At 60.1% G+C, this 15,261-nt stretch carries 11 protein-coding genes and 1 tRNA gene; 6 read left to right on the top strand and 6 right to left on the bottom strand.

The annotated features are described in order from the left end of the window. From fdhE to ACA055_RS15280, 4 genes are all read left to right on the top strand, one after another. Nucleotides 1–927, top strand: coding sequence for a formate dehydrogenase accessory protein FdhE (gene fdhE / locus ACA055_RS15295; protein ID WP_497679402.1), 927 nt, complete (start codon nucleotides 1–3; stop codon nucleotides 925–927). 50 nt (nucleotides 928–977) lie between these two features. Beyond that, nucleotides 978–2,408 (top strand): L-seryl-tRNA(Sec) selenium transferase, encoded by a 1,431-nt coding sequence (gene selA, locus ACA055_RS15290; RefSeq protein WP_497679401.1) that lies wholly within the window; start codon nucleotides 978–980, stop codon nucleotides 2,406–2,408. Then, nucleotides 2,405–4,312: a selenocysteine-specific translation elongation factor gene (gene selB, locus ACA055_RS15285; RefSeq protein ID WP_497679400.1), complete on the top strand. Its 1,908-nt coding sequence runs from the start codon at nucleotides 2,405–2,407 to the stop codon at nucleotides 4,310–4,312. Before selA ends, selB begins: the two co-directional genes overlap by 4 nt. A 6-nt stretch (nucleotides 4,313–4,318) precedes the next feature. Then, nucleotides 4,319–4,414, top strand: a tRNA-Sec gene (locus ACA055_RS15280). Between the two features lie 176 nt (nucleotides 4,415–4,590). On the opposite strand, the gene phaC is transcribed toward ACA055_RS15280, so the two are convergent. The 3 genes from phaC to phbB form a co-directional block, all read right to left on the bottom strand. Next, a complete protein-coding gene (phaC, locus tag ACA055_RS15275) occupies nucleotides 4,591–6,294 on the bottom strand; it encodes a class I poly(R)-hydroxyalkanoic acid synthase (RefSeq protein WP_497679399.1) in 1,704 nt (567 codons plus the stop codon). 97 nt (nucleotides 6,295–6,391) lie between these two features. Continuing rightward, nucleotides 6,392–7,570, bottom strand: coding sequence for an acetyl-CoA C-acetyltransferase (locus ACA055_RS15270; protein WP_497679398.1), 1,179 nt, complete (start codon nucleotides 7,568–7,570; stop codon nucleotides 6,392–6,394). 57 nt (nucleotides 7,571–7,627) lie between these two features. Continuing rightward, nucleotides 7,628–8,374, bottom strand: coding sequence for an acetoacetyl-CoA reductase (gene phbB, locus ACA055_RS15265; protein WP_497679397.1), 747 nt, complete (start codon nucleotides 8,372–8,374; stop codon nucleotides 7,628–7,630). A gap of 259 nt (nucleotides 8,375–8,633) precedes the next feature. Here phbB and ACA055_RS15260 point away from each other — a divergent pair, with 259 nt between their 5' ends. Then, nucleotides 8,634–9,671 (top strand): AraC family transcriptional regulator, encoded by a 1,038-nt coding sequence (locus ACA055_RS15260; protein WP_497679396.1) that lies wholly within the window; start codon nucleotides 8,634–8,636, stop codon nucleotides 9,669–9,671. A 25-nt stretch (nucleotides 9,672–9,696) separates the two neighbouring features. Here ACA055_RS15260 and ACA055_RS15255 read toward each other — a convergent pair whose 3' ends face one another. Then, nucleotides 9,697–12,315, bottom strand: a complete 2,619-nt coding sequence (locus tag ACA055_RS15255; protein ID WP_497679395.1) for a DUF3141 domain-containing protein — start codon at nucleotides 12,313–12,315, stop codon at nucleotides 9,697–9,699. 220 nt (nucleotides 12,316–12,535) lie between these two features. Here ACA055_RS15255 and phaP point away from each other — a divergent pair, with 220 nt between their 5' ends. Then, nucleotides 12,536–13,105 carry a TIGR01841 family phasin gene (gene phaP, locus ACA055_RS15250; RefSeq protein ID WP_497679394.1) on the top strand — a complete coding sequence of 190 codons (570 nt, stop codon included), beginning with the start codon at nucleotides 12,536–12,538 and terminating at the stop codon, nucleotides 13,103–13,105. A gap of 35 nt (nucleotides 13,106–13,140) precedes the next feature. Here the strand turns inward: phaP and phaR are convergent, their stop codons facing one another. Next, nucleotides 13,141–13,662, bottom strand: coding sequence for a polyhydroxyalkanoate synthesis repressor PhaR (gene phaR / locus ACA055_RS15245; RefSeq protein WP_497679393.1), 522 nt, complete (start codon nucleotides 13,660–13,662; stop codon nucleotides 13,141–13,143). Nucleotides 13,663–13,942: 280 nt separating this feature from the next. Continuing rightward, on the bottom strand, nucleotides 13,943–15,211 hold the full coding sequence (locus tag ACA055_RS15240) for an OprD family porin (protein ID WP_497679392.1): 1,269 nt from the start codon (nucleotides 15,209–15,211) through the stop codon (nucleotides 13,943–13,945). Nucleotides 15,212–15,261: the final 50 nt, after the last annotated feature.

The following is a 15,261-nucleotide window of genomic DNA, read 5'->3' as shown; positions in this document are numbered from 1 at the left end:
TTGGCAACGATCCTCGAGCCTGGGCAGATCGAAGCGGCGGCGAGCTCACCGCCGTTTCTGTATCTGCCGCCGAAAAACCTCTTCACCTTGCGCGCATCGCGACTGGAGCGTCTGGCCGAGGGTCATCCGCTGGCGGATTACCTGCGGCTGGTGGCGAGCTTGTGTCACGCGCAGCAGCGTTTGCTCGATGATCCGCCTGTGACGTCCCTGCCAGATCCTGAACGCCTCAAGGTGTGCCAGCAACATGGCTTGCCACCGTTCGCTGCCGACAGCCTGGTGCGCGAAGACAATTGGTTGCCGTATCTGCAAGCGTTGTTGCAGCGTTACTCGCCACCGGTGCAACCAGCAGTAGAGAAAGCGCTGGCGACGTTGCGCAGTGCCAATGCCGGGCAACTCAAGGCCTGGGCGATTGCCTTGGTCAGCGGCCAATTCGCGCTGCTGCCGACGGCGTTGGTGCCGTTTCTCGGCGCCGCATTGCAGGCAGCCTGGAGCCATTGGCTGCTAAGCACGCCCCACTTGGAACTCAAACCCGGTGACAGCCTCAGTCAATGCCCGGCCTGTGGTTCGCCGGCCATGGCTGGTGTGATTCGTCACCGCGGCAAATACAACGGATTGCGCTATCTGGTGTGCTCGCTGTGCGCCTGCGAATGGCATGTGGTGCGGGTCAAATGCGTGTATTGCGAACAGAGCAAAGGGCTGGAATACGTCAGCCTCGATGACGACCGTCACGCTGCCAATCAGGCACCGTTGCGCGCGGAAGTCTGCCCCGGCTGTCGCAGCTATTTGAAACTGCTTTACCTGGAAAACGACGCCGACGCCGAAGCGCTCTCGGCGGACCTGACCAGCCTGCTGCTGGACATGCGCCTGGAACAGGAAAACTACCAGCGTCCGGCACCGAATCTGTTGCTGGCACCCGGAGGCGATTAAGCATAACGGCTACACTCAGGCGCGACGGTCAACGTTTGCGGGAGCGCCTGATGTCCTCCAGATCAACCCTTCAAGCCGTGCGGCTGCCTTCCATCGACAGCCTGTTGCGTCATCCTGCATGCCAGCCGCTGGCCGAGCGCTACGGGCGTGACGCGCTGCTGGCCAGCCTGCGGCAATTGCTCGACGACCTGCGGGAACCGGTGCTGTCAGGGCAACTCGACGCGGTTGAAGTCGCCCCCGATGTATTGGCGGGCAGGGCGGGTGAACGCCTGTCCATGCAGCATCGCAGCCAGGTCCGGCGAGTGTTCAACCTCACCGGCACGGTGCTGCACACCAATCTGGGGCGAGCGTTGTTGCCGGAGGAAGCCATCGAAGCCGTGCAAATGGCCGCCCGCTATCCGCTCAATCTGGAATTCGATCTGCACAGCGGCAAACGCGGCGATCGAGACGACCTGATCGAAGGCCTGATTCGTGAACTGACCGGCGCCGAGGCGGTGACCGTGGTCAACAACAACGCGGCCGCCGTGTTGCTGACACTCAACAGCCTGGGCGCGCGCAAGGAAGGCATTATTTCCCGGGGCGAACTGATTGAAATCGGCGGAGCCTTTCGTATACCGGACATCATGGCGCGGGCCGGGGTTAAGCTTCACGAAGTCGGCACCACCAACCGCACGCACGCTCGCGATTACGAAGCGGCCATTGGCCCACGCAGCGGCCTGGTCATGCGGGTACACGCGAGCAACTACAACATCCAGGGTTTCACCACGAGCGTGCCGACGGCGGAACTGGCACAACTGGCCCACCAGCACGGGCTGCCGTTGCTCGAAGATTTGGGCAGTGGCAGCCTGCTGGACCTGACCCGCTGGGGCTTGCCCGCCGAACCAACGGTGCGCCAGGCCCTGCTCGACGGCGCGGACATCGTTACCTTCAGCGGCGACAAGCTGCTCGGTGGTCCGCAGGCCGGGCTGATTGTCGGGCGCAAGGGCCTGATCGCGAAGATCAAGAAGAACCCGCTCAAACGCGCGCTTCGAGTCGACAAACTGACCTTGGCCGCCCTTGAAGCCGTACTGGGTTTGTACCGCGATCCTGATCGACTCGCCGAACGCCTGCCGAGTCTGCGCCTGCTCACTCGGTCGCAGGCCGACATCCTCGCTCAAGCCGAATGCCTGCAACCTTCGCTGGCACAGGTGTTGGGTGATGGCTGGAGCGTCAGCGCCTTGCCGGCGCTGGGCATGATCGGCAGCGGCAGTCAGCCGGTGGCGCGCTTGCCGAGTGCCGCTTTATGCGTTCGACCGAACACCAGCAAGCGCCTGCGCGGACGGCGATTGCTTGACCTGGAAGCGGCGTTTCGACAATTGACAATTCCAGTGCTCGGGCGCATCGACGACGACGCGTTGTGGCTGGACCTGCGGCAACTGGACGACGAGCCGGCGTGGCTGGCTCAACTCGATCAACTGAAGCAGGAGGAACGGGAAGGGTGATTGTCGGCACGGCTGGGCACATCGACCATGGCAAGACGGCCTTGCTCCAGGCATTGACCGGCCAGGCTGGCGACCGACGCCGGGAAGAACGCGAACGCGGCATGACCATCGACTTGGGCTATCTCTACGCCGCGCTCGAACCCGGGTCGGCGCTGACCGGTTTTATCGACGTGCCCGGCCATGAACGTTTCACCCACAACATGCTCGCCGGGGCGCAGGGCATTGATCTGGTGTTGTTGGTGGTGGCGGCTGACGACGGGGTCATGCCCCAGACTCGTGAACACTTGGCCATCGTCGAATTGCTGGGCATCCCTCGGGCGCTGATCGCCATCACCAAATGCGATCGTGTGGAGGCGACCCAAGTGCAGGCCGTCCGCGAACAAATCGAAACGTTATTGGCACCCGGGCCATATGCCGGCGCGTCGCAGCTTGCGTTGTCGAGTGTCACCGGCGAGGGGGTCGAAGCGTTGCGCCGGGCTTTGCTCGATGCTCAAAAAGAAGTGCTTCAACGCAGAACCAACGGCGGTTTTCGCCTGGCGATTGATCGTGCGTTCAGCGTGGCCGGGGCGGGTATTGTGGTGACCGGCACGGCGTTGTCCGGGCAGGTCGCAGTGGGTGATTCGCTGGTGCTCGGCCCACATGGCAAACCTGTTCGGGTGCGTGGCCTGCATGCACAGAACCAGGCAGCGGACACGGCGATGGCGGGCCAGCGGGTGGCACTGAACCTGAGTGCCGAGCGCCTGGCGCTGGAGCAGATTCACCGTGGCCATTGGTTGCTCAGCGACTGGCTGTATGCACCGACCCAGCGTCTGGATATCGCCATGCAGTTACTGCCCGGGGAGCCTCGGGCTTTCGAGCACTTTCAACCGGTGCATGTTCACCTGGGCACGCAGGATGTGACGGGTAGGGTGGCTTTGCTGGAGGGGTCCAGCCTGGCACCGGGTGGGCGGATGTTTGCGCAGATTCTGCTGAATACACCGGTGCATGCGGTGAAGGGCGATCCCTTGATCCTGCGTGACCAGAGTGCCCAACGCACCCACGGCGGCGGTCGGGTTCTCGACCCGTTCCCACCGACCCGACAACGCCGCAGTCCCGAACGCCTGGCGCAACTGCAGGCGCTGGCCACCACCGACAGCATGGAAGAGGTGCTGCCTGCACTATTGGCCTACAGCGACAGCGGGCTCGATCCGCATCGACTGGAGCGCCAGTTCAACCGACCGCGCAGCACCTGGGTGTTACCCGACGACGTGCGCATGATCGACACGCGCCAGGGGCCATTGCTGTTCGACGCCGCCCGTTGGGAAGCCCATAAAGCCGCCTTGCTGGAACATCTGGCGCGCTTTCATCAACTGGAACCGGATCAAATGGGCCCGGACCGGGATCGCCTGCGGCGATTCTCCGGTACTGCGTTGGAACGTGCGACGTTCATCAGCCTGATCGACGAGTCAGTGGCCAGCGGCGCTGTAAAAACCAGCGGGCCATGGCTGCATTTGCCTGATCATCAAGTGCGTTTGAGCGAAGACGACGAAGTCCTGTGGCAGCAATTGCAACCTCTGTTCGAACACGCCGGTTTCGACCCACCATGGGTGCGCGATCTGGGGCATGATGAGGTGACGGTGCGCCTGCTGCTGCGCAAGATGGCTCGGCTGGGGCTGGTGCATCAGGTCGTGCGTGACCTGTTTTACACCGATACGATGCTGCGCAGATTGGCGGCTATGCTGTTGCAACTGGCTGACGAGAACCCGGTGATTCAGGTCTCGGCGTTTCGCGATGCGGTGGGCCTCGGTCGCAAGCGCAGTATCCAGATTCTCGAATACTTCGACCGGATCGGCTTGACCCGACGTTTTGGCGACAAGCGCCATATCCGCCTCGACAATGCCCTGGCCCGGCCAGCCGAACACTGATTTCAAGGAAGGCAATCGCGCCCGGTGGCGCGGCCGGGCTTCAAACCCGGTTGGGGACGGCATCCGTTCCCGGGCAGGTTCGACTCCGGCTGCCTTCCGCCAGTTATGGCAGCGACTGCCAAACCGCTTTCGCGAGCAAGCCCGCTCCCACAGGGTTTGATGGGTGTACGCAAAATCTGTGATCCACCGAAATCACTGTAGGAGCGGGCTTGCTCGCGAAGACGGCGGCACATTCACCATTGCAGTGACTGAAAGTTCGCTCCCACATTGGGACGGTGTTATTGCATCACATAACGCCCGGGTGCCGACTCAATCGCCGGGTATTCGGTGTTGCCGGTGTGCAGCACCGAAGGCTGGCGTTCACCGGCATGTTCAGCCAGCCAGACGAACCAGTCATTCCACCAGCTGCCCGGATGTTGCTGGGCATTCTTGAACCAGGTTTCCGGGTCCTTGGTGACCCGATTGTTGGTCCAGTAGTGGCGCTTTTCCTTGGCGGGTGGGTTGATTACACCCGCGATATGCCCCGAGGCGCCCAGCACAAAACGCTTGGTTCCGGACAGCAGCTCGGTGCTGGCGTAAGCACTTCTCCACGGCACAATGTGATCATCATGGGTGGCGAGAATGTACGCCGGAGCATCGATGGCGCGCAGGTCCAGCTTGACCCCGCAGCAATCCAGCTCGCCGGATTTCAGGTCGTTCTGCAAATAGGTGTGGCGCAGATACCAGCAGTACATCGGTCCCGGCAAGTTGGTGCTGTCGTTGTTCCAGAACAACAGGTCGAGGGCGCTCGGCTTCTGCCCCTTGAGGTACTTGTCGACGTTGTAGTTCCACCACAAATCGTTCGGGCGCAGCAGTGAGAAGGTGTTGCCCATGTCCTCGCCCTTGAACAGGCCGATAGGGCCATTCAGGCCGCCGATGGTGCGCTCGCGATAAGCCACCAGTTGCTCGTCGACGAAGATGTCGATGGGGCCGGTATCGAGGTAATCGAGGAAGGTCGTCAGCAAGCTCACGCTGGAGATGTCCTTGTCACCGCGTGCTGCCAGTACCGCCAGCGCCGAGCTCAACAGCGTGCCGCCGATGCAGAAACCCACGCAATTGGGCCGTTGTTCGCCGCTGATCTCGCGGGTCACTTGCAGGCCTTTGATGATGCCGGTTTCGATCAGGTCATCCCAGGTGGTGCCGGCGTGTTCCGGGTCGAAGTTGCGCCACGACATCAGAAACACCGGATGGCCTTGTTGCAACAGATGGCGAACCATCGAGTTGTCCGGGCGCAGGTCGAGGATGTAGTACTTGTTGATGGACGGCGGTACGACGAATACCGGGCGCTTATATTGGGTTTCGCTTTGCGGGTAGTACTGAATCAGCTGGAACAGTTCGTTCTCGAACACCACTTCGCCAGGGGTGTTGGCCAGATCGACGCCGACCTTGAAGGCACCGCTGTCGCACTGACGCATCTTGCCTTCTTGCAGGTCGCTGGCCAGGTGCAACAGGCCGGAGAGCAGGCTGACACCCTGGGTATCCGCCGCTCGCTGCAAGGCATCGGGGTTACTGGCCAGGAAGTTGCTCGGTGCACCGGCGGCAATGGCTTGCTCCACCAGATAGAGCAGACGCTGGCGCGGTTTTTTGTCCTTGATCGGCAGCTGATCCAGCAGCTTCAGGAGAAACCCGGCGTTGAGCAGGTAAAACGCCGCGAGGGAGCCGAACAGCGGCTGGCTCCAGTTCCCGCTGGCGAAACGTCGATCTTCGAAGCTGAAGGGCTGACCGGTCAGCAAGCGCTGGCCGAGTTCACCCCATTGCTGCTGATAGTCCGATTGCAGGCTGTCCAGCGTACCGCGCGGCAGGTCGAACCACTCGTTGTATTCTTGCCCGGTAAACCAGGGATTGGTACTGACCCAGAGCCGTAATTGTTGCACTGCAAAGGAGGCAATGAACGGTACCTGGCCTGACCAGAAGGTGTTGAAAGTATGCGCGTTGTTGTCCATGGAACTCCTTGCCCACATGAATAAACCGGGCAGAAAAAAACTGCGGCGCCGGTATCGGCGCCGCGTTAACAGTCAAGCAAGCAGTCCGGTGTTTCTTTTATCGCTCGATGACCAGGCTCACGCCCTGGCCGCCACCGATGCACAACGTCGCCAGGCCTTTTTTGCCATCGCGACGAATCAGCTCATGCACCAGCGACACCAGAATCCGCGCACCCGATGCACCGATCGGATGACCCAGGGCAATCGCGCCGCCGTTGACGTTGACCTTGCTGGTGTCCCAGCCCAGTTCTTTGCCGACCGCTAATGATTGGGCGGCAAACGCTTCATTGGCTTCGATCAGGTCCAGGTCGTCCAGGCTCCAGCCGGCTTTCGTCAATGCCAGACGGGTCGCCGGCACTGGGCCGATACCCATGATCGACGGGTCCACGCCAGCACTGGCATACGCCTTGATGCGCGCCAGGACGGGCAAACCGAGCGCCAGGGCCTTGGCGGCGCTGGCCAGAATCAGCACGGCGGCACCATCGTTGAGGGTCGACGAGTTGCCGGCGGTGACGCTGCCGGTTTTCTGGAACGCGGGTTTGAGGTTGCCCAAAGCCTGGAGCGTGCTGTCCGGGCGCGGTTGTTCATCCGTGTCGAAGACCAGCGGATCGCCCTTGCGTTGAGGAATCAGGATCGGGGTGATTTCACGCTTGAAGTAACCGGCCTCGATGGCGGCGGCAGCTTTCTGTTGCGAGGCCGCGGCGAAGACGTCCTGATCTTCGCGACTGAGGCTGTACTGTTGCGCCAGATTCTCCGCGGTGATGCCCATGTGGTAGTCGTTGAACGCGTCCCACAAACCATCCTGGATCACGCTGTCTTGCAGTTGCGCATGGCCCAGTCGCAAGCCGGTGCGTGCCTTTGGTAGAACGTAAGGCGCCAGGCTCATGTTTTCCTGACCGCCGGCAATCACCAGTTCGGCGTCGCCGCAACGGATCGCCTGGACCGCGAGCTGGACCGCCTTGAGGCCTGAACCGCAAACCTTGTTCAGGGTCAGGGCAGGGGTGGTATGGGGCAGGCCAGCCTTGAGGGCGGACTGGCGTGCCGGGTTTTGCCCGGAACCTGCGGTCAGCACCTGGCCGAGGATCACTTCGTCGATCTGTGCAGCGTCGATACCGGTTTGTTCGAGCAGGCTACGAATCAGGGTCGCCCCCAGTTCGGTGGCGGGAATCGCGGACAGTGAACCTTGAAAACTGCCAATGGCGGTACGAGTTGCGGCAACGATTACGACTTCGTTCATGCGTGACCTCATTAAAATTGTGTCGAGCGGAAGCAGGGCGTCCATGCCCTGACAGGCCTATTGCATGTTCATGCCGCCGTTGACCGAGAAGTCGGCGCCGGTGCTGTAGCCCGATTCATCGGAAGCCAGCCAGGCCACGATGGAGGCGATTTCTTCAGGTTGGCCAAGGCGCCCGACCGGAGTGGCCGCAATCATGGTGTCGAGAATGTCCTGGCGAATGGCCGCGGTCATGCTGGTCTGGATATAGCCTGGGGAGACGGTGTTGACGGTCACGCCCTTGCCGGACACTTCCCGCGCCAGGGCCATGGTGAAGCCATGGATACCGGCTTTGGCCGCGCTGTAGTTGGTCTGGCCGAACTGGCCGCGTTGGCCGTTGATCGAGGAGATGTTGATGACCCGGCCCCAACCCTTGGCCAACATGCCTTCAATCACCTGTTTGGTGGTGTTGAACAGGCCGGTCAGGTTGGTGCCGATCACCGCGTTCCAGTCTTCAGGCTGGAGCTTGCGAAAGGAAGCGTCACGGGTGATGCCGGCATTGTTGACCAGCACGTCCACCGGTCCGAATTGTTCGCGGGCCATCTCGAACGCCTTGCGGGTCGATTCCCAATCGGTGATGTCGCCGTAGATGCATTCGAACTGGTAACCCGCCGCCAATTGAGCGGCAATCCACTCGTTCTTGCGGGCCGAATCAGAGCTGCAACCGACGATGACCTTGAATCCTTCCTTGTGCAGCCGTTGGCTTATCGCGGTACCAATCCCACCCATACCACCCGTGACCAACGCAATACGACCAAGCGACTTCATACACTCTCTTCCTTTTTGTATTTTGCGCTGCAAGATGGGGGAGGATTGTTCGGTATTGGCGGGGCGTGCGGAAGTGTTGGGAGGTGACTGTCTGGTGTCCAACGGTGCCATGCGGTTTTTTTCGATCCACTGGCAAAAAATGACCAGTACCTATACTGAGATCAATTCTTCAGATTGAACCGCCGTTTATTATTCGATTCACGCAGATCCGTTATGGCTCCGGACAGGACGTTCGGTTCCACAGGTCATTGAGGACGCCATGTACAGAATGAGCTCAGGCTATGCCAACGTGCTGGTCAATACGCTGTCGGCTGAGGGACTGGATGTCGTCAGTCTCTGCCGGGAAGCTGGACTGGACATGCAGCTCGCGGACACACCAGGGGCGCTCTGTGAGCGAAGGGTGATCTATCGGTTGTGGCAACTGGCCGCGCAAGCCAGTGGCGATCCGGACATTGGTTTGAAAGCCTACGGGCATTTTCACCCCGGCAGTTTTCAGATCGTCGGTTACACCATGATGTCGAGTCTTAACCTTAAGCGGGCGCTTGAACGACTGGTGCGATTCAGCCCGTTGATCGGTACCGGGTTCAGCCTGTTTTTTGTCCCGGAGCAAGGGCATTACCGAATGGCCTCGCTCGATCATCAACAGTCCGGCTCGATCAAACCCCGGCAATACGCCGATGCAGGGTTGGCTTCTTTGCTCGGCTTCTGCCGTTGGCTGGGCGACGGCAAGTTGCCGCAACCCCTTAGCGTGGAATTCAGCTATCCCGAACCGGCGGACACGTCCGAACATCAACGACTGTTTGGCTGCGACCTGCATTTCGGTTCGGCCTACGACAGCATTCTGTTTGACGGGCAGGAGCTGCTGCGACCCTTGAGCATGGCCAATGAAGCGTTGGCAGTGCTGCATGACAGCTTTGCCGAGGCACAACTGGACCTGATGTTTGGTTTTTCCATTGTCGGCAAGATTCGCGCGCTGATTACCGAGCGCTTGAGCCATGGTCAGGGACAGTGCGATATGGAGTCGATCGCCGCGGCGCTGAGCATCAGCAAGCGAACGCTGCAACGCGCCCTGGAAAAGGACGGGACCCAATTCAAGGACGTGCAGAACGCTGTGCGCCGGCAATTGGCCGATTTCTACCTGCGCCATTCTCACTTCAACATGAAGCATGTGGCGTATCTCCTTGGTTTTCATGACCACAGCAGCTTCAACAAAGCGTGCAGCCGCTGGTTTGGCATGACACCCGGTCAATATCGGGCCGATGAATCGTTTGAGATCGAGGAAGCCGCGCCGGTCTGACGCGGTTCTCGTTAGCGGTCCAGCGTTATTTCGCTGTAGGTTTTTTTGCAGCTTTTTTGCCCTTGGCGGGTTTGCTTACCGGACTCGCAACGTGTGCGATGGGTTTAGGAGGCGCTGCCTGAACTTCCTGCTTGATGGGCGCAGGTGCTACCACCGGTGCTTTTTGCTCAGTCGGCTTAGGGGGCGTTGGTTTCGCAACTTCCGGTTTGATGGACGCAGGCGCTACCACCGGTGCTTTTTGCTCGGTCAGCTTAGGGACTATCGGCTTAGCCACTTCCTGTTTGACGGGCTTGGGCGTCATGACCGGGGCTTTTTGCTTGATCGGCTCAGGTGTAATCACCGGGATTGGCTCCTTGATGGCATTGGCTTCACCGGGTGGTTGCGTCAGGCTGAAACCTGGCAGAGAAACGTCTAGCAGCGTATGCAGCTCACACCAGAACGGAGTTTGCGCACCGCTGGGGGTCAGCAGTTCCGGCAGCAGATTGGCCACGGCCGCCAGCACTTGTTGGCGTTCTTCGGCCTCGGGAAGCATCAAGGGCAGGCTTTGCAGGGCTTCTTGCGGGTAGGTGGCGACGAGCAATTTTTGCAGGCTCACGGTTTCGCGAAGATCCAGCGGCTGGGCGCTGTAGTCCTGAAGCAGCACCTGCATTTGCTGGATCAGTTTCTCGACAATGTCCTTGCCCGGTTCGTTGCTGTCGCGGCCCAGCAGAAACAGTATCCGTATCAGGGCTTCCATCAGGCCGCCCAGAGGCAGGGCATCCTGCAGACGCTCGATCAGGACCTTGTCGTGCTGTTCGGCATGTGCCTGCAGATTTCGCCCGGGTGCATTACCGGTGAAGCTATTGAGTACCCCATACACGCCGTAAAAACACATTTCCTGAGCGGCATCACGCAGATCGCGGTAGCCGTTCAAGGCATCCTGCACCTGGTTGGAAAACAGTTCCTGCCAAGCCAGCAACGGGTTGTCCAGGTTTGCGACGTGACGATCAGTGCGCACTTGAGCGGCGCTGCCTGCCAGCCACCAGAGCGCCGGGTTCATGCTGCTCCACATCACTTGTTGCTGATGGAAAGGGTGCGCCTTGCGCAGCAGTTCGGCGCTCGGTTCGTTGATCAACTGGCGCAACCACGGACGGACGAATCCATCGTAAAGACCGTTGTTGATGACAGACGCGCGCTCGACCAGGGCGAATTCGCGATCGTCATCACGGGGCGGCTTGGCATCGCCATGGATGTCAGCGATACGCCGCGGTTCGAAACGCACGGCGTACGGCGTTTTCGAGTTTTCTGGCAGGTCTTCAATCAGCATTTCATACAGCCCGGCTGGCAATGCATTGACCTCATCGACCGCCCCGAGTAATTGACGGTGTTCACGCCGGGCCACTTCACCGGAAACAAAGATCCCCAGATGACCAATACTGGCGTGGCGCAGGTAGACGATGGTGCGCCCGGCACTTTTCAGGGCGAGATCGCTGGGATAGACGTCGGTGATCCAGTCCAGCGCCTGTTGCGGCGAGGTGATGTTGTCGCCATAGGAGCAAAACACCACCACCGGCACTTCGATCAGCTTGAGGTCAAGCCCGCTGCTCTTGCGTCCGAGGCCGCCCGACAGCTGATTGCCGATGAACAGGTCGTCGACGATCATCTCGATCTCTTCACCATTGAGCAGGGTCGGACTGCCCCACCAGCGCTCGAAATCCAGAAAGCGCGCAGCCTCACTGTCGACTTCACTGAACAGGTGGTAGTACTTGCCCCAATAGGTGTTGGCCGGGTCCAGGCTCTCGAAATTGCTCACCAGCCAAGTGCCGTCGAAACGGCTATTGCCAAGGTCGCTACCGAGACGCGCCATCCAGCCGCCCCCCAGCAAACCACCGGTATAGCGCATCGGATTGCGCCCATTGACGCCCGCCCAGTACGACAGCGGAGCGCCATTGACGATGATCAGGCCCGGCAATTCCGGCCGGGTTGCTGCCAGCCCCATCAACGCCCAGCCCGCCTGGCAGTTGCCGATCACCACGGGTTTGGCACTGTCGGGATGTCGCTCGCTGACGACTTCAAGGAAGCGCGCCTGGGCTTCAACGATGTCCGCGAGGGTTTGCCCGGGCGCTGGCGAGTGACTGAAGGAAATAAAGTAAGTGGGATGGCCGGCACGCAGGCTTTCACCAATGACCGAATCCTGTTTGAAACCGCCGATCCCCGAACCGTGACCGCCGCGCGGGTCAATGATGATCACCGGCTGTTTTTTGCGGTCGATCGTTTGCCCGGTGCTCCCGAGGACCTGCAACAGCGAGTAATTGACCGGGCGGGGCAGGTCTGCACCGGCGACCAGGGTTTCATGCTCGAACTTCAGCAGCAGCGGATACCCGGCCCGTTCGTGCGCCAGGGTGTTGTCGCCGCGCTGACGCAAGGTGTCCCAGAACAGCACGCTGCGCTGGCCGAGGTCGGTGAAGTAGTCCTGCCAGTCAGTAGCGGTGGGTTGTCTGAGCTGCCCGAGGCTTAAAGGCGCGAAAGTCTTTTCCTGTCGCTTCTGCACGGCGTCGAGGACATTGCGGGTATTAAGGCGTTGCAGATGATTGAGGTGGTCGAACAATCCGGCGGGTGCGGACAGCCATTCATCTTGCAGCGCAATATTTTCTTCCTGGCCCATCGTGTTCTCCTGGTCCCGTGCATGGGAAGTCGCCCACGCTCGATTGTCAGGAGTTTATAGGGATTAATGGGGGAGAAGGGCAGTTTTATTTTGCAGCGCACAAAAAATCCATTGCCAAACAGATTTGTGCACTGCAATATCAAGGCTAACGCGATGACTGGCCGGATCGCTATCGCGTCCTCAGGCCCATCAGGGCCTTCCAGTACCAGGAGATTCAAGCATGTCTTTTTTCAATTCGGAAAAACTGCAAACCGCTCAGAAAGCCAACCTCGACCTGTTGCAGCAAATCAGCGGCAAAGTCTTCGCCAGCGTTGAACAGCTGAGCCAGTTGCAGTTCAAGGCATTGCGCGACTCCACCGAAGAGCATTTCGAAGGCGTTCGCAAGCTGCTGGCCGTGCGTGATCCACAAGGCTTCGCTGAGCTGCAAGCGTCTTTCACCCAACCGAACGCGCAGACCGAACGCTTGAGCGAGTTCAATCGTCAGGTACAAGCGTTGATCGTGGGTACTCAGTCGGACATCGCCAAACTGACCTCAACTCAGGTTGAAGCGGGCACCCAGCAGGTGCAGGCGTTTGTAGAAGAGATCAGCAAGAATGCACCGGCCGGTTCCGAGCCTGTTGTGGCCGCGTTCAAGTCGGGCCTGGCGAACGCCGGTACCGCGTTTGAGAGCGCACAGAAAGCCGTGAAACAGGCTTCCGAAGCCGCTCAGAGCAATTTCGAAGCAGCCACTGCCGCCGCCGCGAAAGCTGCCCCGGAAGCAAGCGCCAAGGCTACCAGCGGCAACAAGTAAGTCACACCGGTAACGCAACACCGATGGCGATGGGTTTATTCCCCATCGCCATTTTTTTTCGTTCCGCCGTCGGCATCCGGCTTGCCGCCAAACATGCCAAACAGGTTCTGGGTATTGAGATACAGCGCCTTGGACTGGTCGACATACTGGCGCATCAGATCCTGCATCACCGGCGCCTGCTGGTGCATGAACGTGCTCCAGGCTTCGGACGACTGCGCGCCCGTCTGGGACTGGACGTCGATCACGGTCTGAATGCTTTTGTCCAGGTAACTGCCGAGTACGCCCTGATAAGGGCCGTAGAACTGGATGATCCCCATCAGCATCTCGCTGGTGAAGATCGGCTCACCGCCGCTTTCAGCTTCCAGAATCACCTGCAGCAAGATGCTGCGCGTCAGGTCCTCGCCACTTTTGGCATCCACCACCTGAAACGGGATCTTATCGACGACCAACTGGCGTATGTCCGCCAGGGTCAGATGACTGCTGGTGTGGGTGTCATACAGCCGGCGATTGGGGTACTTCTTGATCAGGCGGGTCGTGTTCCGACTGTTGTCTGTCATGCGGGGCGTCTCGTGGCGAGCCTGGTTTGCAGGCATCTTAACCTACTATGGCCACTGCCGCGGGTTGGTGTCGGAAGAGGGTGGTAAGGTCCAGCCTCTTTGGTGCCTTTGGGGCCGTCTTCGCGAGCAAGCCCGCTCCCACAATGGATCTTCAGTGTTCGCAAGATCCCTGTGGGAGCGGGCTTGCTCGCGAAGACGGCCGCTTTCACACCGCAAATCCAACAGCAAAAAAAAGGGAACCGGCCGTTAAGCGAGTCCCCCCTTGTAACACTGGATCTACTTACCAGATCGGCAAGGTATAACTGACGATCAAGCGGTTTTCATCCATATCGCTGCCGAAGTTGGTCGAACGCACCGTCGCATTACGCCATTTCACCGCAACGTTTTTCAATGGGCCGCTCTGCACGACATAGCCGATGTCGGTATCGCGCTCCCATTCCTTGCCTTCGGGGCGGTTGGTGCCCAGATCGATATCGGAACCTTTGATGTAGCGGGTCATGAAGGTCAGGCCGGGTATGCCGAAAGCCGCGAAGTTATAGTCGTAGCGGGCCTGCCAGGACTGTTCGTCCTTACTGGCGAAGTCACCAATCTGCACGAAGTTCACCAGGAACGCGTCGGCACCGTTGATGTAAGCGAAACCGGTGTCGCCGCTCATGCCTTGATAACCCAGGCCGAAAGCGTGCCCGCCGAGGTTGTAGGTGAACATCGCGCCCACGGCATTGTTGTCGACATTACTGCCGCCATCATCGGTGGAACGGGCGTAGCGCAGATCGGTCTTCAACGACTGGCCGGTGGTCACCGGCAGCAGGTAGGTCAGGTTGACCATGTGCTGGTCATAGAAATTGTCGAGATGACCGTAGGCATAACCGGTGGAGAGGTTGCCGGTCCATTTGTAGTTCAGGCTGGCGAAGTCGAAGCTGTCGCTGTCCACATGGCGGCTGGTGATGTTTTTGGCACCGGTCCGTGTGATGCCCATGTCTTCATTGTCCGAGGAATCGCGCTGGTTGACTTGCGTCAGCCGCCCGGCATCCACGGTCAGGCCTTCGATTTCCAGCGAGGTCAACTGGCCGCCCTTGAAGGTCTGCGGCAACAGCCGGGAGTCGTTGGCCAATACCGTCGGCACTTTCGGCATCAGGGTGCCGAGCTTCAGCACACTCTTGGAGGCGCGCAATTTGGCGGTCACGCCCATTTCGCCGTACTCGTCCTGAGCACCTTTGCTGGTGTCGCGATGGCGTTTGAGCAGGCCGGACCCCGCGCGATCAGGGCTGGAGTCGAGTTTGACACCGACCAGGCCGATGGCATCGAAACCGACCCCGATCAACCCTTCGGTGTAGCCCGATTCATAGCGCAACAGGAAACCCTGCGCCCATTCCTCTTGCTTGGATTGCGCGGCGTTGTCCTGGCGATAGTCACGGTTGAAGTAGAAGTTGCGCAGCTCGAGGCTCGCCTTGCTGTCCTTGATAAAGTCAGCAGCGGCGGGGGCCGAGAGGCTGATGACGCCGCCGGCCAACAGCAGTCGGGTAGCGAGAGAGCGGGTGTGACGGTCCATGGTGAAGCCCCTTTGTTTTTATTATGGAAAGACAGGTCCCGCGGCCCTCG

The sequence above is a fragment of the Pseudomonas sp. LBUM1657 genome (assembly GCF_059716075.1).
Note: the sequence above shows the minus strand (reverse complement) of the source record. Positions and strands in the feature narration are given on the sequence as shown.

Excerpts from the sequence above, each read along its gene's own strand:
- phbB (WP_497679397.1), bottom strand. The coding sequence starts at position 8,374 with ATGAAGTCGCTTGGTCGTATTGCGTTGGTCACGGGTGGTATGGGTGGG.
- ACA055_RS15260 (WP_497679396.1), top strand. The coding sequence starts at position 8,634 with ATGTACAGAATGAGCTCAGGCTATGCCAACGTGCTGGTCAATACGCTG.
- ACA055_RS15240 (WP_497679392.1), bottom strand. The coding sequence starts at position 15,211 with ATGGACCGTCACACCCGCTCTCTCGCTACCCGACTGCTGTTGGCCGGC.
- phaR (WP_497679393.1), bottom strand. The coding sequence starts at position 13,662 with ATGACAGACAACAGTCGGAACACGACCCGCCTGATCAAGAAGTACCCC.
- phaC (WP_497679399.1), bottom strand. The coding sequence starts at position 6,294 with ATGGACAACAACGCGCATACTTTCAACACCTTCTGGTCAGGCCAGGTA.
- ACA055_RS15270 (WP_497679398.1), bottom strand. The coding sequence starts at position 7,570 with ATGAACGAAGTCGTAATCGTTGCCGCAACTCGTACCGCCATTGGCAGT.
- selA (WP_497679401.1), top strand. The coding sequence starts at position 978 with ATGTCCTCCAGATCAACCCTTCAAGCCGTGCGGCTGCCTTCCATCGAC.
- phaP (WP_497679394.1), top strand. The coding sequence starts at position 12,536 with ATGTCTTTTTTCAATTCGGAAAAACTGCAAACCGCTCAGAAAGCCAAC.
- ACA055_RS15255 (WP_497679395.1), bottom strand. The coding sequence starts at position 12,315 with ATGGGCCAGGAAGAAAATATTGCGCTGCAAGATGAATGGCTGTCCGCA.